This window comes from Bacillus sp. 1735sda2, from assembly GCF_024159245.1.
Lineage (GTDB): Bacteria > Bacillota > Bacilli > Bacillales > Bacillaceae > Bacillus > Bacillus pumilus_O.
In genome coordinates, this window is the sequence record NZ_JAMYWZ010000001.1 from 3,243,811 (window position 1) to 3,262,742 (window position 18,932).

The window sequence follows — 18,932 nt, forward strand, 5'->3', positions numbered from 1 at the left end:
ACGCATCATGACAGGAAAAACACACATTATGGGCGGAATCGCCGCCTCAACGGCCGTCGCCTACTACTACGGATTCGACCCAGTGATCATGGCTGCAGCTGGATCAGCAGGTGCTTTGATTCCTGATCTTTGCCATACAAAAAGTAAAATCGGTAGAAAATTTCCGCTGCTCTCGGCCCTGATCAGCAGCGTGTTCGGTCATCGCACATTTACACACAGTTTATTATTTCTACTGATCATTTATTTTCTCGCGACAACATACATTCCAAATGACAGCCTAAGTATCGGTTTACTAGTTGGAATGGCGAGCCACCTTATCCTTGATGCTGGGACAGTGAACGGCATTAAATTCTTATTTCCAGCTTCCATTAAAGTGCGTCTCCCCTTCTATGTCAAAACAGGCAGCACAGGAGAACAAGTCGTACTAGCTGCTCTCACTGTCGTCACCTGTTATTACATCGCCGTCATTTGCGGCATATCGATCCCCATTCAGTTCTAACAGAATAAAAAAGAGTTTTGCGAAAAAGATAAGTTATGAATTGATCATTCCTCATTTTTTTAGTAGGTTTAAGATAAGTGTTTTTGCCTTGCAGCTGAATACAGAATGGTGAGGAGATACATAAATGAAAGCGTTTTTCAAAAATCACTGGTTTTTAGTGTATTCCATCCTTTTCATGTGGATGAAAACATACATCATTTATCAACTAGGTTTTCACATACGAACGGCCAATCTGTTTCATGAATGGCTGCTTTTGATCAATCCACTTAGCTTTCTACTTCCTTTGTTTGGGATAGCTCTCTTTTTAAATGAAACCAAACAAAAGGTTTTTTTATTGACTGCAAATTTTATTCTCACGGCGATATTGATATCGAATACGATCTTTTATGGCTTTTATATTGATTTCATTACCATTCCCGTGCTATTCCAAGCGAAGAACATGGGAGATATGGGTAGCAGTATGACGGAATTATTCCACCCGCTTTTTGTGTTGATGCTCGTTGATTTTGTCGTACTTGCTTGGCTGCTCAAACGCAAACCATTAGCCCCAAAAGCGTCATACAAGACGATCAAAACATATTATGCGATCTGCTGTAGTTTCCTATTGTTTCATATCAGCTCAGCTATGATGGATCACCCTCGATTTCTGACAAGCTCTTATGATCGTGAAGTCATTGTTAGAAACCTCGGGCTGTTCCAATTCCATCTGTACGACGGTGCTGCCCAAACAGCACGCATTGGACAAAAGGCCTTTGCAGATGAAGATACGCTTTCTACTGTAGCAAACTATACAAAGGCTGATTACAGTGCACCAAACGAAGAGTACTTTGGGCTTGCTAAAGGCAAGAACGTTGTGTTCATTTCACTTGAATCGACGCAGCAATTTGTCATGAACCAAAAGGTAAATGGACAATATATCACTCCCTTTTTAAATCAATTGGCTAAAAAGAGTTTTTATTTTGATGAATTTTATCAGCAGACAGAGCAGGGAAAGACGTCCGATTCAGAGTTTATTGTTGCTAATTCCCTCTATCCTTCTAGCAGTGGCGCTGTCTTTTTCACAGCGAGTGATAATAAATATGACACGTTATACAAGCAGTTGAAAAAGGAAAACTATCAATCCGTCCAATTTCATGCGAATAACAAAACGTTTTGGAATCGTGATGTGATGTATGAATCACTAGGAATTGATCGTTTCTATGATGTCGATTCTTATCATGTCAATGAACGGAATTCCACTGGCTGGGGCTTAAAGGATATCGACTTCTTTGATCAATCCATTGATTATTTAAAAAAGTTGAAGCAGCCTTATTACAGTACGTTCATCACTTTGACCAATCATTTTCCATTTGAAATTGACCCGCAGGATCAGTTTATTGATGAATATGATTCGTCCAGTACCATTTTAAACCGCTATGTGACGACCGTCCGCTATCAAGATGAAGCGATTAAGATGTTTTTTGATCGTATGAAAGAAGAAGGATTGTATGACAATACGATGTTTGTCCTCATGGGCGACCATTATGGCATCTCTGAGGCACATCATGAGGCAATGGCACAGCTGCTCAATCAAGAGGAAATCACACCGTTTGATGCGGTCAAACTGCAGCGTGTTCCATTTTTGATTTACATTCCTGGCGTCACAGATCAAGCACCACAGACCATTTCTGAAACAGCAGGTCAAATGGATGTCAAGCCGACACTTCTTCACTTACTAGGGATTGAAACAAAGAATTCCATTCAATTCGGCAATGATTTATTTTCAGATGAACGGACGCCTTTCGCTGTATTGAGAAACGGGAACTTTATTACAGATGAGTATCTCTATACAAAAAACACCTGCTATGATCAAAAAACAAAAGAACCCGTGAAGCAGGATGAAGTATGTCAGCCCTATATAGAAAAAGCCAATAAAGAGCTCTCCTTATCAGACAAGGTGATCAATGGGAATTTACTGCGTTTTTATCAGCAATAAACAGGATCAAACGATCTCTTTAGTCATCACACTGAAAGTCGCCATCAGGCGGCTTTTTCTTTTCTCTTTTTACTGAAAGTCTATGAATGCCCAAATAAGTTTGCTTATAATAAAGGAAAATACATGATAATGAATGATAAGAGGTGTGAACATGAAGTATATATTCTTAGCCCTCATCTCCATATGTTTGCTCCTGAGTGGATGCCAAACTGAGATGAAGCCATCTAATACGAAGAAAAAAACAGAGCTTGTGATTTCAGCAGCGGCAAGTCTTCAGGATGCACTAAAGGAGATTGAAGCCTCCTTTCACAAACAGCATCCACATGTGACATTAACAAATAACTTCGGGTCATCCGGCGCATTGAAGCAGCAAATCGCTCAAGGAGCAAAAGCCGATCTCTTTTTCTCAGCAGCAGAAGAGCCCTTCGATGAACTTGTTCAATCTGGAGACATTGATCAAGATTATATCAAGGATGCTATACAAAACGAGTTAGTCCTTATTGTGCCAAAAGATGGCTCTTCCTCTATTAAAAGCTTTCAAGACGTCCAGCACATAAAAGGAAAGATTGCTCTTGGCACACCTGAATCGGTTCCTGCTGGTACATATGGCAAAGAGCTCTTTACAAAACTGAACATATGGGACCAAGTGAAAAAGAATGCTGTCTATGCCAAAGATGTACGTCAAGTTCTAAGCTACGTCGAAACAGGAAATGTAGACGCTGGTGTTGTGTATAAAACAGACGCCCTCGTTTCTAAAAAAGTAAAAATCGCAGCTGAAGCAAATTCGGACATGCACTCTCCGGTTATATATCCAGTAGGGATTGTCAAAGGGACAAAACATCTAACGGAAGCCAAGGTCTTTTTTCAATTTCTTCAATCTGATAAAGCCAAATCTATTTTTAAGAAATATGGCTTTCAAGTGTCGTAATGCCTATGCTGACTGAAGACTTTCTATCACCCATTTGGCTGTCCATTCAAGTGGCGATCGTTAGCGGACTGTTGGCCACTGTTTTTGGCACAACGATTGGCTTTTGGATGGCGCGAACAACTTTTAAAGGGAAAATGCTTGTGGAAACGCTTCTGATGATGCCACTCGTTCTCCCACCAACAGTCGTTGGCTTTTTATTGCTCGTCGTATTCGGAAAACATAGCTTAATAGGGGGCGCGATTGAATGGATCTTCCATCAGCCGGTCATTTTCACATGGTGGGCGGCGGTCATCGCTTCGACAGTCGTCGCATTTCCGCTCATGTATCAATCAGCAAAGGCGGGCTTTTCTACAATTGAGTCAGATATTGAAGGGGCTGCAAAAGTAGATGGTGCTCATTCATTCCAAGTCTTTGCCTATATTACTGTACCTCTTGCCCTGCCATCCCTCTTGTCTGGCAGCATCCTTAGCTTTGCAAGAGCCCTTGGAGAATTCGGAGCGACCTTAATGTTTGCTGGCAACATTCCAGGAAAAACCCAAACACTCCCAACCGCTATCTATGTGGCGATTGATTCTGGACGCATGGAGCTTGCTTGGGCCTGGACAATCTGTATCGTGATCTTATCTTTTATAATGCTTTTGGCTGTGCGTAGAAATAAATAAAAAAATCCCCTTTCTCACATGAGAAAGAGGATTTTTTTATTTATTCAAACCCAACCGTCATCGTCTCTGGATTCGAGCCGACGCGTTCGTTATTGTTTAATGCATCAATTTTTTCCATGTCTTCTTTGGAAAGTTCGAAATCAAAAATATCTGCATTTTGTTTAATACGTTCTTCGTTGATTGATTTAGGAATCGTCACGACGCCGCTTTGTAGATCCCAACGCAAGATGACTTGCGCAACAGATTTGTTGTAGCGTGCAGCCATGTCCTTTAATACGTCATGATCTAATAGCTTTCCTTGCATAAGCGGAGACCACGCTTCAATTTGAATGCCTTTTTCTTTTGCATATTGACGTAGTTCGACAAGTGTCAGTTTCGGATGAAATTCAACTTGGTTCACGGCTGGAACAACCTCTGCATCTTTTAACAGCTCTTCTAAATGCTGAATATAGAAGTTGCTGACGCCAATGGCTCTCACTTTCCCATCCTTGTAAAGCTTCTCAAGCGCACGCCATGTGTCTTTAAATGTTTCTGCATTTGGACCAGGCCAATGGATCAAATAGAGGTCTAGGTAATCAAGACCTAATCGATTCAAGCTTGCGTCAAATGCAGCCAGCGCTTTGTCATAGCCTTGATCCGTATTCCATACTTTAGACGTAATGAACAAATCTTCTCGTTTCACGCCAGATTCTTTAATTGCTTTGCCTACGCCTGTCTCATTTTTATAAACGGCAGCCGTATCAATACTGCGGTATCCGTTTCGTATGGCTGCTTTTACGGCATCTACCACTTGATTGCCGTCCTCCACTTTGAATACACCTAAACCAAACCAAGGCATTTCTACTCCGTTATTCAGTGTTACGGTATCATTCAAGCTTTTGACCATTTTAACAACCACCTTTTTCATAGATTCCATCTTTTTCATTATCTCACGTTGTCCATTAAAACTCTATTATCAGGCGTTTTTCTTCGCTTCGATGGCTAACAGCAAAGCACCTGTCATGCCGGCCTTATCCTCAAGTCCAGGAGAGACAATGTATGAATCAAGCGGCGGCAGGTCTACATAATCATTGAGATAAGCAGCAAGCTTCTCTCGAATTAATGGAAACAGCTGTTTTTGTTTCATGACGCCCCCGCCCATAATGATGCGTTCTGGGCTTAAAATGAGCGAGTACTGCATTAGCGCCTGCGCCAAATAATCGGCTTCAAGTGCCCAAACTGATTCTTCCTCTGTCAGTTCTTTCGCAGATTTCCCCCATCTTTTTTCAATCGCTGGTCCAGCTGCCAGTCCTTCTAAGCATGTCCCATGCGCTGGGCAAACTCCTTCAAAAACGTCTGATTCATGCTGCCTGACAAGGATGTGTCCCATCTCTGGATGCGAATGTCCGTGAAGAAGTTCGTTTTTTACAACAGCGCCTGCACCGATACCCGTACCGACCGTGATATACATACAGCTATTCAGCCCTTTGGCTGCTCCTTTTGTTAATTCACCTAAGGCTGCCGCATTGACATCTGTTGTAAAAGATACTGGGACTTTTAATTGTTTCTCTAGCTCTGGGATGAACGGATAATGCTTCCACTCTACTTTCGGCGTGTTCATGATATAACCGTAAGAAGGGTCGTCCTTTTGGACACAGATCGGTCCAAAGGAGCCGACCCCTAATGCTTCAATGTCATGCTGCTCGAAAAATGGGATGAGCTTTTGTAATGTTTTTTCTGGGTGCTCTGTAGGAATCGTCATTTCTTTGAGAATATCCCCATGCTCATTGCCGATTGCACAACAAAACTTTGTACCGCCAGCTTCAATTGCTCCATAATACGCCATCATTGATCTCCCCCTGCTTGTTCTCTTTCTTCATCATAAAACATAGGGGAGGAGATGACAACATTACGTATTGGTCAAGAGAACAGCTTCCATATCATTGATATACTCCCTTAGATGATGGGCAATATCACGATTGATTTCACCATTTTCATACAACGTTTGAATTTCATTTCGAATCGTCTGTACAGCTTGGAAGTTAAGCTCTTTTTTCTTCCGGTCAAATGAACGATCTTTTTGCTGAAAGAAGCTTGGGCCGTGTTCACAGCGATAAATGACTTGGTTGTAAAAGCCAATCACTTGATGACACGTTTGTTTATTTTCATCGTTCATATGCTGCTTGATCGAGTCAACAGCAGCCTCTGCCGTTTTCTTACGGATTTGTTTGTACGAGTCCTCGTTTTCTAAAATACCACTGGAAACGAGCTGATTCGGCCGCCATAATTGGAGCCATTGAAGCAAGCGTAGAAACTTCACTTTTGAAAATCGAATTTTGAAGGAGTTTGAGTACAGCATTTCGAGCTCATGGAATCTTTCTTGCAGCTCATAGGCTTCTTGTTGATCGATTTTCTCTTCCTCAATGAGTTGTTGGAGCTTCATCTGCTCCGCTTTAATTCCGTGTAGCCTGATCTTTTTCTCTTGTCTTCTCATCCCAAATTGATATGGCTCACGCTGGATATTACGCAGCTTCATTCGGTAATCATTGATGAGTGCAAGAGACACTTCCCTGTTGTCTTCATTCATTCCTTCTCTTAACGTTTTAATGGCACTTCTCAGCAGCTTCCGTTTCGCATGCTGAATTTTTGTATCCAAATCGACAGCGATTTGTTTGTCTTTTTTCTCGGATAGAAGAGGCAGTAGCACACTAGCTAAAATGAGTGTACATAAAATGACGCCTGCTGCGAGGAAAATAATCAAATGTCGTTCAGGAAACGGTGATCCGTCCGCAAGTGTAAATGGGATGGAGAAGGCACCGGCTAATGTCACGGCCCCGCGTACACCAGAGAATGTCATGAGCATCGAGGCGCGAAGTTTCGGTTTTTTCACGTTTTGCTTTTTCGTTGCGCTCCATTTCCCTGCCCAGAAGAGCCATACCCATAAGAACCTTAGAATCATAAGACACAGCGTAATGATTAAGATGTAAGTGATGACCTGCATATTATTAAACGCTTCATCCTGGAAAATGACTGTCGATACATCAGGAATCTGCAATCCAAGAATAACGAAAACAAGTCCATTTAAAATAAATAAAATAATATTCCATGTGTTTGATGAAGCAATTTGTAGTTTGGCTAAATTTGCCTCCATTCGATCCTGCTCAATAGCGTGTGTCACACCGCCAGCAACAACGGCTAAAATGCCGGATACACCAATTTCTTCAGCGGCTAAATAGATGACAAATGGTGTAAGGATTTGCAGGATGATGTGCATCGTGACATCGTCCATTCCTAAACGGCGGAGAAAATAGCGAAAACGAATGATAAAAAAGGATAGAATAAATCCAGTCAATAGACCACCTGCGGCAATTAGGACAAAGCTAAAGGATGCCTCAGCGATTGAAAAAGCGCCAGTCACTGTTGCAGCAATGGCAAATTTAAAGGCGACAAGTCCTGATGCATCGTTCATCAATCCTTCGCCTTCCAAAAGTCTCATGATGCCCTTTGGCATATTCACACGGCTGGAAAGAGCACTGACTGCTACCACATCTGTCGGTGATAAAATCGCTGCTAGCGCAAATGCGGCTGGAAGCGGAATGCTTGGGATCATCCAATGGATGGTATATCCCGCGACAATGACTGTCGCAAAGACCAATCCTAGGGCTAACAAAAGAATCGGCGCTCTTAATTTCCACAGTTCGTCCCTTGGGGTACGCTTCCCGTCATTAAATAACAGCGGCGCGATGAATAAAACGAAGAATAGTTCAGGATTTAAAGAAATATGCAAACCTGAAGGAAAAGCTGCCACCAGTATTCCTAAGCCCACTTGAATTAACGGGACTGGAATAAAGGGGACAAAACGATTGATAATATTAGATGATGCAATGAGTGCGAGTAGTACGAGCACTGCTAAAAAAATCTCCACTAATACGTGTCCCTCCTTAATTCATGTTTTCGTCAAGTTTTGCTTACATGCAGTGATGTGTTCATTTCAAGCATTCATCCGTTCAGTGATATATGCCTTCTTAGTATTCCGCAAAAAGAGAAACCAACACATAACAATCCATCTAGGCAAAAAAAGACTGAATCCACATATTCAGCCAACTGACAAAATTTTCATCACATGTATTGTTCTAATGATGAACAAAAGATCCTGTTTTTATTTTACACGAAAACTCTATCACCTGCTGAGATCCAGCTCGTATTAAACACAAAAAAAGAGCGAAATCGCTCTTTTCTCGTTTTACCCTTTATTTAAAAAATAAGACCTAGCGGGAAGCCGCCATTTGAATAGGTAGGAACACACCCTACATACGACGAGGATGAGAAACAGCAAATACAAAGCAATCTCTCCTTGTGCTAAACCGAGTCCTACGAATAAGCCACCAAGTGCTGCCCAGACTGCGTAAATCTCCGCTTTTAGCACAAGTGGCTTTCGCCCTGCTAATAAATCACGCACAATTCCGCCACCGCTCCCAGTCAGAATGGCTGCCACAATGACCGCACTGAGCGGAAGCTCTCTTTGCACCGCAAATAATGCACCTTGAATCGCAAACGCTGCTAAGCCAATTGCATCCGAGAAATTCCCCCATGTGCTCCAGTGCTTGAGCAAAAGCTTTGGAAAAAGAAACACAATCGTAATGGATACAAGAGCAATGGTAAACATTTTGCCCTGTGACCATAAAGCAGACACCGGAAGACCAATTAATAGGTTCCGAATCGCTCCACCGCCAAAAGCTGTTACAATCCCTAAAATGTACACACCAAGAATATCGTACTCTTCCTCCATTGCTACTATCGCACCACTAATGGCAAATGCGATAATACCAATGATACTTAAGACTTCCCATGCCATTTTCCGCTTATCTCCTTACATGATCTGATCATCTAATACTACTCCCTTAATGTATATCTGACATAAGCGAAAAGCAATACAAATTTTCTTTAAATTTTATCTTTTTGCAAAAATAAAAAACAGCCTGCTAAAAAGCAGGCCATCTCTTAATCTTCTTTTGCATTTAACAGCAGCATACTGATGATGATCAGAATAAATGCAATAAGTGCTAATAGCGGAATGGTGATAAAACCAAACCAGTTCAAATAATCTACAGAACAAGGAATGCCGCTGAGACAAGGGCGAATCGACGCAAAGCCTGGGATTTTTTGTTCCATATAATGATAGATGGAAAAGCAAGCACCGATGACAGCCAAAGGCAGTACGTAATACTTCACTTTAACATCACCCCGGAACGTAGCAATTCCTAGTAAAAGCACGAGCGGGTACATGAAAATGCGCTGGAACCAGCACATATCGCATGGAATAAACTTTTTAATTTCACTTAAATACAGGCTGCTCATCGTCGCAACGATCGAGACAATCCAAGCACTGTACAAGTAAATAAGCTTATTCTTCATGATTTCTTCCCTTTAAGTTCTTGATCAATTAATTCTTTGATTTCATCATAGTCATAGAAATTTTGAACTTGTTTATTGTTAATAAAGATCGTTGGTGTTGAATTCACTTTGTATTTGTTCACAAGCTGATTGTCTGTGTTCAGCTGCGGCTGATACGTTTTCTTTGATAAATGATCTTTGAGTTTGTCCGTATCAATTTTTGTTGTCTTTTTCGCCAGTTCAGTCAGCTTAGCAGGCGTCACCCATTCTGCTTCACTATCTGGCTGTGCTTGATAGACAGCTTCATGGAATGCCCAGAAGTTTTTTGGATCTTCTTTCCACACTTCTTCAGAAGCTAGTGCTGCTAACACTGCGCCATCTCCATGAACAGGCAGTGGTAAGTTAATAAATGAGAAGGATACATCGCCTTTATCTATGTAGTCTGCTTTCAGTTTTGGGAAAATGTCTGTTTCAAATGATTTACATGACGGACATTTGTAGTCTCCAAACTCGACAATTTGCACTGCTGCGTTTTTGTCTCCTATGACAGGTTGTCCTTGAATCGAAGGCTTACTGTCAACTGTTTGTGCTTCTTGGCTGTTCTTGTTTCCAATCACAACAAATATACCGATGAGAAGAGCGGCAATAATGGTTAAAATGACAGCAAATTTAATGGATGAAGATTGATTATTTTTCTTACTCACATAAGCACCTACCTTATCTTTTTCATTCCTTTTACAAAAGAAAAAGGATAATAGCTTAGAAGAATGCCATTATCCAACTTCTTCTATTTTAACAAGAGGGGATCTATTATGAAAGATGGTATTCATGAAATTTTCCTTACAATTTTATTTCATGACCCTCATCGCATTTAAAACAGCGAGTACGGTGACACCGACATCCGAGAAGACGGCTTCCCACATCGTTGCAATACCGAATGCACCGAGTAAAAGGAAGATGCCTTTAACGCCAAGGGCAAATGCGATATTCTGCCAGACAATCCTTCTTGTTCGTTTTGCGACAGCGATGGCTTCTGCTACCTTTGATGGCTGGTCCGTCATGATGACAATATCAGCCGCTTCGACAGCTGCATCTGAACCAAGCCCGCCCATTGCAATTCCTATGTCCGCTCTTGCTAATACCGGTGTATCATTAATGCCGTCCCCAACAAATAATAGCTTTTCTTGAGGCGCCTTTTTCTGATCAATTTCTTCTAATTTCGTTACTTTATCTTGCGGTAATAATTCTGCATGTACTTCATCAATGCCAATTTGATTGGCGACCGCAGTTCCGACTTGTTTAGCATCACCTGTGAGCATGACGGTTTGAATACCAGACGCTTTTAAAGCAGATACGGCTTCGATTGCATCGTCTTTCAATTCGTCTGCGATCAAAATTGATCCGGCAAATTCACCGTTAATCGCCATATAAACAACGGTTCCGCTTCTTTTTTCTTTTTCATACACAATGCCTTCTCGCTCCATCAAGCGGTGATTTCCCGCTAAGACGTGAGAACCGCTGATGGTCGCTTTAATTCCATGTCCCGCGATATCCTCATATGCTTCGATCTGGCTTTCATCAAGTGGTAAGCTGTATGCCGCTTTAATCGATTCTGCAATAGGATGAGAGGAATGGGCTTCTGCTAGTGCGGCAAAAGAAAGCAGCTCTTCTTCTGACCACTTGTCACTGGCTGTGGAAATATTGGTCACGGTAAAGTTTCCTTTTGTGAGCGTGCCTGTCTTATCAAATACCGCATATTTCACAGAATTTAATGCTTCTAAATAGTTACTGCCTTTGACAAGGATGCCTCGTTTAGACGCTGCCCCAATTCCCCCGAAAAACCCTAATGGAATGGATACAACAAGAGCACAAGGACAAGAAATGACGAGAAAGACAAGTGCCCGGTACACCCAGTCAGACAATTGTGCTGATGGAATAAGTAGCGGTGGCACAAAGGCAAGCAATAAGGCGAGCACGACGACAGCCGGTGTATAATATTTTGCAAACTTTGTGATGAAATTTTCTGTCTGTGCTTTTCGGCTACTTGCATTCTCAACCAAATCTAAAATTTTAGTCACGGCCGATTCGCTTAACTCTTTTTGGACTTCAATTTCAAGTATACTGTTTTGATTCACAAATCCTGCAAGAACCTCTTTTCCTGCTTCTACATCCCGCGGCACTGACTCCCCTGTTAGTGCAGAGGTATCAACAAGAGAGAATCCTTCGATAACAAGCCCATCCAGCGGAATTTTTTCACCAGGCTTCACGACAATACGGTCCCCGGCTTTCACTTCTTCTGGATTCACTTTTTTCGTTTCATTTCCGACTTTTAGATTCGCATATTCTGGACGTATATTCATTAATTCACTAATTGAGCGTCTTGAACGGTTTACTGCCGCCCCTTGGAAGAGCTCTCCAATTTGGTAAAAGAGCATCACTGCCAGTGCCTCTGGATATTGCTGAATCACAAAAGCGCCAACTGTTGCAATGGTCATTAAGAAGTTCTCATCAAATACTTGACCGCGCACGATATTTTTCAGGGCTTTAAAAACCACATCACCGCCGACCAGTAAATATGCTGCGAAGAACATAAGGAACTTTAATACACCATCTTCAGGGATAAAGAAAGCGGCTGTTCCAATGACTGCTCCGCCAATTAATTTCAGTACAATCGTTCTTAAATTTTTCGTCCCATGATCATGATCGTGATGATGTCCCTCTTCTTTCGGTGATACACTCACATGAGGTTCTATGGATTGAACAGTTTTTTCAATTCTCTTCGACATCGTTTCTTGCTTATCTGCATGGGTGACAGTCAAGGTGCCTGTCGCAAAGTTAACAGAGCAAGCTTCCACTCCATCCATTTTGCTGACACCTGTTTCTATTTTACGTGCACAGTTGCCGCAATCAAGACCGTTTAATACGTATTCATCCTTTATCTTTTTCATGTTCTCACCTTTTTCTATATGATAAGTAACGTTCCCTGGATCGATTCAACTTATTAAAAACTTTATATATGAGCATATATTCATATATTAGATTACCCTTATTATATGAGGCATTCTTATCTTCTGTCAATCATTTATGAAGAAATAAATGGGTTTTTTGTGTCCCATTTTGTCACGCTGATTTTCAATAAACCAAGCTCATGTCCTCCGCTCTACGCATAACATAAAAACGATCGTTTCACCTCTTATAAGAATAAGTACAGTTTTTCTCTTTACAAAAAGAGGACATACGCTTAGAATAAAATAAAAGTTTCCCTAAGGAAACAAATTAGCGTTAGAGAATCATTTCATCCTTTAGTCAAAATTATTTAATGTATGCATATAACTTTAGGAAGTGCAATGAAGATTGAAAGGGGCCGCAAGAGATGCCAAATGCTTTAACAATCGACCGTCTTCATGTCTCATATCACGGACAGGATGCTTTAGAGAACATTTCTCTTTCCATACAGGAAGGAACGATGACAGGAATCATAGGTCCAAATGGTGCCGGCAAGTCGACTTTACTCAAGGCATGCTTGGATTTAATTGAAAAAGACCAAGGGGATATTCGCTTTTTTGAACAGCCCTTTAAACAAGTGAGAAAGCAGATTGCGTATGTACCACAGAGAAATGATCTAGACTGGACGTTTCCTATACATGTGCTGGATACCGTCCTACTTGGAACATATCCGAAGCTTGGCCTGATCAAACGTCCCAAAAAAGAAGACCGGGCTTATGCGTACCACTGTTTAGAAAAAGTGGGCATGCAGGATTTTGCTAAAAGACAGATTGGTGAGTTATCCGGCGGTCAGCAGCAGCGTGTCTTCCTTGCAAGAGCACTTGCGCAAAATGCACAGCTCTTCTGTTTGGATGAACCGTTTGTTGGGATTGATATGGCGAGTGAAGAAACGATGGTTCGCATTTTGAAGGAATTACGAGATGAAGGAAAAACCATTTTAGTGGTCCATCATGATTTAAGTAAAGCCGATGATTACTTCAGCCATCTCGTTCTATTAAATAAAAAACTCATCAAAGCAGGACCTGTACACGATATCCTACGTCCAGAGGTCATGCTGGAGGCATATGAAACGCAGCTACCATTCTTAAAATCAGCAGGAGGAGACGTGTAATGGAATTTTTAACCGGACTCTTTGAATATGCGTTTTTACAAAAAGCGTTATTTACATCCGTGATGGTAGGCATTATTTGCGGGGTCATTGGCTGCTTTATCATTTTACGGGGCATGGCCTTGATGGGAGACGCCATATCACATGCTGTACTGCCAGGTGTCGCCATCTCTTATATGCTAGGCATTAATTTTTTCTTTGGAGCCGTCTTAACTGGCGTATTAACAGCGATTGGGATCGGATACGTGAGTCAAAACAGTCGCATCAAAAATGACTCTGCGATTGGGATTGTCTTCACCGCTTTTTTCTCAATTGGGATCATTTTGATCACATTTTTGAAAAGTTCCAGTGATTTATATCATATCTTGTTTGGAAACGTTCTAGCTGTTCGATCATCTGATATGTGGATTACGCTTGGCATCGGCATTTTTATCCTGCTGGCCGTCATCGTTTTCTACAAAGAATTGCTCATTAGTTCATTTGATCCGGTCATTTCTTCGGTTTACGGTTTACCGAATCGTATGATCCATTATTTTCTCATGACCTTGTTGACCCTTGTGACCGTTGCTTCACTGCAAACTGTGGGGATTATTCTTGTCGTTGCTATGCTTATTACGCCGGCAGCCACTGCGTATCTTTTAACAGACCGGCTATGGATCATGATCTATCTATCTGCTTTTTTCGGGGCAGTTTCTGCTGTCGCCGGACTTGGACTTAGTTTTACGTATAATTTGTCATCTGGCGCTTCTATCGTGCTGGTCGCGACTATTTTATTCGGGAGTGCCTTTATCTTTTCACCAAAACAAGGCATTCTATGGAGATCATTAAAATCTAAACAAAAACGAACGCAGCTAAAAAAGGATGCGTCTATGTAAAAGGAGGACATATATGAAGAAGGTATTTGCAATCCGTTTAACCGCAGTATTCATTGCCCTTATGATCATCACAGGCTGTTCTACTAAGCAAAATAATTCCGGCAAAGATGACGGCACATTAAAAGTCGTCACGACCTACTCCATTCTTTATGACATTGTGAAGGAAGTAGGCGGAGAGCACGTCTCTATTCACAGCATTGTTCCCATTGGTACAGACCCACATGAATTTGATCCACTGCCAAAGGATGTTCAGCATACAACGGATGCAGACCTTGTTCTATATAATGGTTTAAACCTTGAAACAGGGAATGGCTGGTTTCAAAAGCTGCTCGAATCGAGTGGCAAGGACGGGGATGATGCACCTGTAGCCGAAATGAGTAAAGGTGTCAAAGTCAAACATTTATCTTCAAAAGGACTCGAAAGCCAGCAGGATCCACATGCTTGGCTAAATGTCGAAAATGGGATTCTGTATGCTAAAAATGCTAGAGATGCACTTATTAAGGCGGACCCTGAGCATCAAGAGGATTACGAAAAAAATGCAGAAGCCTATATCAAAAAACTTCAAACGCTTCATAATGAAGCAAAAGACAAGTTCGATCAGCTGCCAAAAGATAAAAAACGTCTTGTGACAAGTGAGGGAGCCTTCAAGTATTTTGCAGATGCTTATGGACTAGAGGCTGGATACATTTGGGAGATCAACACAGAGAATGAAGGAACACCTGGACAAATGAAACGTATCATTCATTTCGTCAAAGATCATCAAGTACCTGCGCTCTTCCTTGAAACAAGTGTCGATCAACGTAGCCTTGAAAGCCTATCTGAAGAAACTGGTGTTCCGATTAAAGGAAAAGTATTCACTGACTCCATTGGAAAGAAAGGTGAAGATGGAGACAGCTACTATAAGATGATGAAATGGAATATTGACACCATTTACAAAGGGCTTTCATCATAAAAAAACAGGCGAAATGATTTCGCCTGTTTTTTTATTAGCTGGCTATATTTTGCGGGTGTTTTTTTGGCCAGATCACATAGCTGATGCTAATGACGAAATCAATGCCTAAGACCATTCCCCATACTCTTGCTAGCTGCATCAGTGCTTCCGTCCGTTCTGGTGCTTGGATGAGATAGGATAGCCCAAATAGTAGACCAGCTCCGATGACATAAGAGACGAGATGCCGCGTCCAGCCGACTATTTCATACACAGACCGTTCCTTCCCGTATTTTGGTCTTCCCTTCGGCTTAGGGCCTCCTGCAAATCGATAAGCAAACCGGACATCTGCCCATTTCACCATCTGATGTCCAAAAGCGAGACTCACCCCAATATAAACAGCCGCGAGCCCATGAATGACACTCGCCACAGCCCCCTGTCTTAAATCCAAATACGTCGCTGCCAGAAGAATGAGATCCAAAATTGGTGTACAAATGAGAAAGAATGCGCCCCACTTTTTCTGTCTAAACACATAACGCAGTGTTAACCCGACCAGAATAAACAGCCAAAAGCCAATTTCACATGCCACAATCAATAACCCGACCAATATTCCCCACATCCTTTTTAACACAATTGTATTAAATAAAAAATAACACAACTGTGTTAAAAAAACAATAGCTGTGCTAAAATCTATGTATGCCAAAAATCGTCGATCACCATAAACAAAAACAAAAAGTCGCTCAAGCTGCTATGAGAGTGATTAAACAGGATGGATTGGAAAACGCTTCTGTACGAAAAATAGCGGTAGAAGCTGGTATTTCAGCTGGCTCTATGCGTCATTATTTCTCCACACAGCAGGAGCTATTTCTCTTCTCTATGACATTGATTCAGGAAAGAGTCAAAGAGCGAATGACAGGACTTCAGCTGAATGGTTCAACGGAAGAAAATGTTCTCGCGTTATTGGAGCAGGTTCTTCCACTTGATGAAGAACGAAGATTTGAAATGGAGGTGTGGCAGGCTTTTACGGTTAAGTCGATGACTGAACCAGATTTACAGCCACTCAATGCAAAGATGTATGACGAGCTTTTCCAAATGACCCAATATTGTTTAATGACATTAAAAGAGGATGGGCTTTTGCTTGATCATATCGATCTTTTCGTCGAAACTGAGCGGCTTTATGCGGTCATCAACGGACTTGCATTGAATGGGATCTTGCAGCCTCATCGCTTACCGCCTCAGCTCATACGCTCCGTGCTGCAGATGCATCTGCAATCCATCACCAAAAAAGACATGTCTCCCTCATAAGGGAGCATGTCTTTTTTAATCTTCCATAAAAATACGTTTTGCTTCGTAATAGAGCACCTGCACAAATTTCTTCACATTGATACGGGTATGTTCTTCTCTTCCGCTTGTCTCTTTTGTTAATTCACTCATTTTCTTTCGCACGATGGTGAAATCAAAGAATTTAGAGGCGTAATTTTCAAAAGTCGGATGAGAAAAATCAGTTAACCCAAGTGATGCGATGTGTTTCAATGATTGGTTGATCGCACGCCTCACCCGCTGTTCCGCTGCCTTCGCTTCTCTTGCAATGTCTGCCGATGTGTAAGGCTCATTTAATTTATCCTCCGTGACACCATTAAAAATGACCTTTAAAGAAGGAAAGGAATCATGATGTTCGGTATGCAGTGCTAAATACTGATCTGTGAAGAGAATCATATCTAATAAATCTTTAGACCCCTTTTCACCCACAATCCCAAGCTCTGCAAGCAAGAACTGACCTGCTTCTGCAAGCGTTTTACCCCGCTGCTTCGTTTTCGTTTGACCGCGCTGCTGAAACTGCATGACAGATTTGAGTGAATGCTGAATATTTTCAATGGAATGCTCTAAATGAAGCCGCTCAATCATGAGGTGGAGCACACTTAACACCTCTACACGATTGATTGGCTTTGTCACATAATACTCGACACCAAGCGTATATGCCTGACCGATTAATTCCTTTGTTTCTACCTGTGACAGCATTAAGTATTTCCCATGAAACTCATCTTTTATGGCTCGAATCGTTTCAAGACCGTCTCTTTCTGGCATCAATAGATCAATACATAAGATATCAATGTGCAAATCATTTAAGTAGCTTGCTGTTAACTCTGCGCCATCTTCTGCTTCCCCTGCGACAATGCCAAGCTCTTCATCTTCAATGAGCTGAGCCAGTGAAGAACGCACGGCTTCATCATCATCCACAATAAAAAATCTCATCTCCCAATCCCCTCTTTTCTACTGACTTGATCCATTGGTATCGTTAACGTGAAAGTCGTTTGTTTATTTGGGACACTCTGCATCTCAACACTTCCGCCAAGCTTCTCCGCTGTATCCTTTACATAGGAAAGCCCAATACCGCTTGATGGATTCCCAGCCTGATCGTATTTTAAAGTAAAACCGGGTTTAAAAATCACATGGTGATTGCGCTCTTTAATACCAGGCCCGTTGTCACTAATTTGAAAGACCACATGGTTCTCTTTCTGAGAAATAGAGAGTGACACCTCTCCATCCACCGGAATGGCTTCGACAGCATTGGAAACGATATTGTTTAACAAAGATAGAATGGTATACACGTGATAGACGGGATGCTGCCCATCTTCATCATAATGAAAGATAATGTTTTTTTTAAGAGATTCTGCGTAATTTTCATGAATACGGATCACAAGCCCAGCAATATGCGCAGGACTTGCATACGCCTGAAAATTTTCTTCATGAATCAGCTTTGATAAGGCAGAAAAAATCCGCTGGTTATCCTTTTTGATCTCATGCACCTCTCCTGCGATTTGCAGGGCTGTTTTTCCGAGCTTTTTCAAATCCAAAGATTCCGCATCCTTTGCGTGATGCAGGGATTGATACAATTGGTAGGATGTCGCTGTAATGTGCTCAGCATGTGCAAGTGTTTTATGAAAGTATGTAGATTCCGTATAAAGGTTAGACAGGAGCATGAGCAGATGTTCCTTTTCCTTTTTCATCTGACGCTCTCTCGCCTGCTCTTCATATAAGCGAATCATTGTATAACAAGCCAACACGAAAAAGCTTCTGAAAATCGCTAAAACGAAAAGCTGAAACAGCGTCCGCATCGTTAAAATTTCATCGATGGTCCCGCGAAGCGTAATCATTTCAACAACGCTCGCACACAGCTCCATGATGATGCCTGTCGCTCCAATCAGCCAAGGCTGATCGCGGAAACGTTTGACCTTTAATAAATAAAAGAGCGTGCCGTAGACGACATAATAAAGCAGGGGAGGAAATCTTAACGAAACCGCTTCTTCCAGCGGAAGATGACCTGTGACGGCTGTATCAAGAAGCACACGAAATGCAAAAACAGAAACCCCTGCAATGATACCGCTTGCCCATGCTGGGAATTTTTTCATTTGAAGCAGGATAAAGAAAAAGACAACGGTTCCAAAGCTGACCCGAAAGCTGTCCTCAAATGGATAAAATTTAAACTCTCCGCCAATCGGTGTCAGGAAAATGAGCATGACAATTAAATAAGGCTCTGTATTTAGCCATTTTTTCAGTAGATTCAAACGCAGTCACAT

18 protein-coding genes are annotated in these 18,932 nt (G+C 41.7%); 8 read left to right on the plus strand and 10 right to left on the minus strand.

Going from position 1 to position 18,932, the window contains the following annotated elements; translation table 11 throughout:
• Positions 1–7: 7 nt before the first annotated feature.
• From NKR21_RS17050 to modB, 4 genes are all read left to right on the plus strand, one after another.
• Positions 8–499: a metal-dependent hydrolase gene (locus tag NKR21_RS17050; RefSeq protein WP_050944121.1), complete on the plus strand. Its 492-nt coding sequence runs from the start codon at positions 8–10 to the stop codon at positions 497–499.
• 124 nt (positions 500–623) lie between these two features.
• Complete coding sequence (locus NKR21_RS17055; RefSeq protein ID WP_012011250.1) at positions 624–2,474, plus strand: LTA synthase family protein; 1,851 nt, start codon at positions 624–626, stop codon at positions 2,472–2,474.
• Between the two features lie 151 nt (positions 2,475–2,625).
• Positions 2,626–3,402: a molybdate ABC transporter substrate-binding protein gene (gene modA, locus NKR21_RS17060; protein ID WP_041815926.1), complete on the plus strand. Its 777-nt coding sequence runs from the start codon at positions 2,626–2,628 to the stop codon at positions 3,400–3,402.
• Entirely contained in the window at positions 3,402–4,064 is a 663-nt protein-coding gene (gene modB, locus NKR21_RS17065; protein ID WP_012011252.1) for a molybdate ABC transporter permease subunit, read from the plus strand. Before modA ends, modB begins: the two co-directional genes overlap by 1 nt.
• Before the next feature lie 40 nt (positions 4,065–4,104).
• Here the strand turns inward: modB and NKR21_RS17070 are convergent, their stop codons facing one another.
• From NKR21_RS17070 to NKR21_RS17100, 7 genes are all read right to left on the minus strand, one after another.
• Positions 4,105–4,950 carry an aldo/keto reductase gene (locus NKR21_RS17070; RefSeq protein ID WP_012011253.1) on the minus strand — a complete coding sequence of 282 codons (846 nt, stop codon included), beginning with the start codon at positions 4,948–4,950 and terminating at the stop codon, positions 4,105–4,107.
• Between the two features lie 69 nt (positions 4,951–5,019).
• Positions 5,020–5,889: an ROK family protein gene (locus NKR21_RS17075; RefSeq protein ID WP_012011254.1), complete on the minus strand. Its 870-nt coding sequence runs from the start codon at positions 5,887–5,889 to the stop codon at positions 5,020–5,022.
• A 63-nt stretch (positions 5,890–5,952) separates the two neighbouring features.
• Positions 5,953–7,968: a Na+/H+ antiporter gene (locus NKR21_RS17080; RefSeq protein ID WP_012011255.1), complete on the minus strand. Its 2,016-nt coding sequence runs from the start codon at positions 7,966–7,968 to the stop codon at positions 5,953–5,955.
• 318 nt (positions 7,969–8,286) lie between these two features.
• Positions 8,287–8,898, minus strand: coding sequence for a trimeric intracellular cation channel family protein (locus tag NKR21_RS17085; RefSeq protein WP_012011256.1), 612 nt, complete (start codon positions 8,896–8,898; stop codon positions 8,287–8,289).
• A 146-nt stretch (positions 8,899–9,044) separates the two neighbouring features.
• Complete coding sequence (locus NKR21_RS17090) at positions 9,045–9,458, minus strand: disulfide oxidoreductase (RefSeq protein WP_012011257.1); 414 nt, start codon at positions 9,456–9,458, stop codon at positions 9,045–9,047.
• A complete protein-coding gene (locus tag NKR21_RS17095) occupies positions 9,455–10,141 on the minus strand; it encodes a DsbA family protein (protein ID WP_012011258.1) in 687 nt (228 codons plus the stop codon). Before NKR21_RS17095 ends, NKR21_RS17090 begins: the two co-directional genes overlap by 4 nt.
• Positions 10,142–10,285: 144 nt before the next feature.
• Positions 10,286–12,385, minus strand: a complete 2,100-nt coding sequence (locus NKR21_RS17100; RefSeq protein ID WP_144457098.1) for a heavy metal translocating P-type ATPase — start codon at positions 12,383–12,385, stop codon at positions 10,286–10,288.
• 425 nt (positions 12,386–12,810) lie between these two features.
• Between NKR21_RS17100 and NKR21_RS17105 the strand changes: the two genes are divergently transcribed.
• The 3 genes from NKR21_RS17105 to NKR21_RS17115 are packed head-to-tail and all read left to right on the plus strand — an operon-like array spanning position 12,811 to position 15,378.
• A complete protein-coding gene (locus tag NKR21_RS17105; RefSeq protein WP_012011260.1) occupies positions 12,811–13,554 on the plus strand; it encodes a metal ABC transporter ATP-binding protein in 744 nt (247 codons plus the stop codon).
• Entirely contained in the window at positions 13,554–14,426 is an 873-nt protein-coding gene (locus tag NKR21_RS17110; RefSeq protein WP_012011261.1) for a metal ABC transporter permease, read from the plus strand. Before NKR21_RS17105 ends, NKR21_RS17110 begins: the two co-directional genes overlap by 1 nt.
• Before the next feature lie 13 nt (positions 14,427–14,439).
• The gene (locus tag NKR21_RS17115) at positions 14,440–15,378 is read left to right on the plus strand and encodes a metal ABC transporter substrate-binding protein (RefSeq protein WP_012011262.1); all 939 of its coding nucleotides are present in this window, start codon (positions 14,440–14,442) and stop codon (positions 15,376–15,378) included.
• A 34-nt stretch (positions 15,379–15,412) separates the two neighbouring features.
• Here the strand turns inward: NKR21_RS17115 and NKR21_RS17120 are convergent, their stop codons facing one another.
• Positions 15,413–15,961, minus strand: coding sequence for a hypothetical protein (locus tag NKR21_RS17120; RefSeq protein ID WP_144457096.1), 549 nt, complete (start codon positions 15,959–15,961; stop codon positions 15,413–15,415).
• An 89-nt stretch (positions 15,962–16,050) separates the two neighbouring features.
• On the opposite strand from NKR21_RS17120, the gene NKR21_RS17125 reads away from it, so the two are divergent.
• Complete coding sequence (locus NKR21_RS17125) at positions 16,051–16,659, plus strand: TetR/AcrR family transcriptional regulator (protein ID WP_144457094.1); 609 nt, start codon at positions 16,051–16,053, stop codon at positions 16,657–16,659.
• 15 nt (positions 16,660–16,674) lie between these two features.
• Here the strand turns inward: NKR21_RS17125 and NKR21_RS17130 are convergent, their stop codons facing one another.
• The gene (locus NKR21_RS17130) at positions 16,675–17,607 is read right to left on the minus strand and encodes a response regulator (RefSeq protein ID WP_012011265.1); all 933 of its coding nucleotides are present in this window, start codon (positions 17,605–17,607) and stop codon (positions 16,675–16,677) included.
• Positions 17,604–18,920: a sensor histidine kinase gene (locus tag NKR21_RS17135; RefSeq protein WP_144457092.1), complete on the minus strand. Its 1,317-nt coding sequence runs from the start codon at positions 18,918–18,920 to the stop codon at positions 17,604–17,606. Before NKR21_RS17135 ends, NKR21_RS17130 begins: the two co-directional genes overlap by 4 nt.
• Positions 18,921–18,932 lie beyond the last annotated feature (12 nt).

Excerpts from the sequence above, each read along its gene's own strand:
- NKR21_RS17050 (WP_050944121.1), top strand. The coding sequence starts at position 8 with ATGACAGGAAAAACACACATTATGGGCGGAATCGCCGCCTCAACGGCC.
- NKR21_RS17055 (WP_012011250.1), top strand. The coding sequence starts at position 624 with ATGAAAGCGTTTTTCAAAAATCACTGGTTTTTAGTGTATTCCATCCTT.
- modA (WP_041815926.1), top strand. The coding sequence starts at position 2,626 with ATGAAGTATATATTCTTAGCCCTCATCTCCATATGTTTGCTCCTGAGT.
- modB (WP_012011252.1), top strand. The coding sequence starts at position 3,402 with ATGCCTATGCTGACTGAAGACTTTCTATCACCCATTTGGCTGTCCATT.
- NKR21_RS17070 (WP_012011253.1), bottom strand. The coding sequence starts at position 4,950 with ATGGTCAAAAGCTTGAATGATACCGTAACACTGAATAACGGAGTAGAA.
- NKR21_RS17075 (WP_012011254.1), bottom strand. The coding sequence starts at position 5,889 with ATGGCGTATTATGGAGCAATTGAAGCTGGCGGTACAAAGTTTTGTTGT.
- NKR21_RS17085 (WP_012011256.1), bottom strand. The coding sequence starts at position 8,898 with ATGGCATGGGAAGTCTTAAGTATCATTGGTATTATCGCATTTGCCATT.
- NKR21_RS17090 (WP_012011257.1), bottom strand. The coding sequence starts at position 9,458 with ATGAAGAATAAGCTTATTTACTTGTACAGTGCTTGGATTGTCTCGATC.
- NKR21_RS17100 (WP_144457098.1), bottom strand. The coding sequence starts at position 12,385 with ATGAAAAAGATAAAGGATGAATACGTATTAAACGGTCTTGATTGCGGC.
- NKR21_RS17105 (WP_012011260.1), top strand. The coding sequence starts at position 12,811 with ATGCCAAATGCTTTAACAATCGACCGTCTTCATGTCTCATATCACGGA.
- NKR21_RS17110 (WP_012011261.1), top strand. The coding sequence starts at position 13,554 with ATGGAATTTTTAACCGGACTCTTTGAATATGCGTTTTTACAAAAAGCG.
- NKR21_RS17115 (WP_012011262.1), top strand. The coding sequence starts at position 14,440 with ATGAAGAAGGTATTTGCAATCCGTTTAACCGCAGTATTCATTGCCCTT.
- NKR21_RS17125 (WP_144457094.1), top strand. The coding sequence starts at position 16,051 with ATGCCAAAAATCGTCGATCACCATAAACAAAAACAAAAAGTCGCTCAA.
- NKR21_RS17130 (WP_012011265.1), bottom strand. The coding sequence starts at position 17,607 with ATGAGATTTTTTATTGTGGATGATGATGAAGCCGTGCGTTCTTCACTG.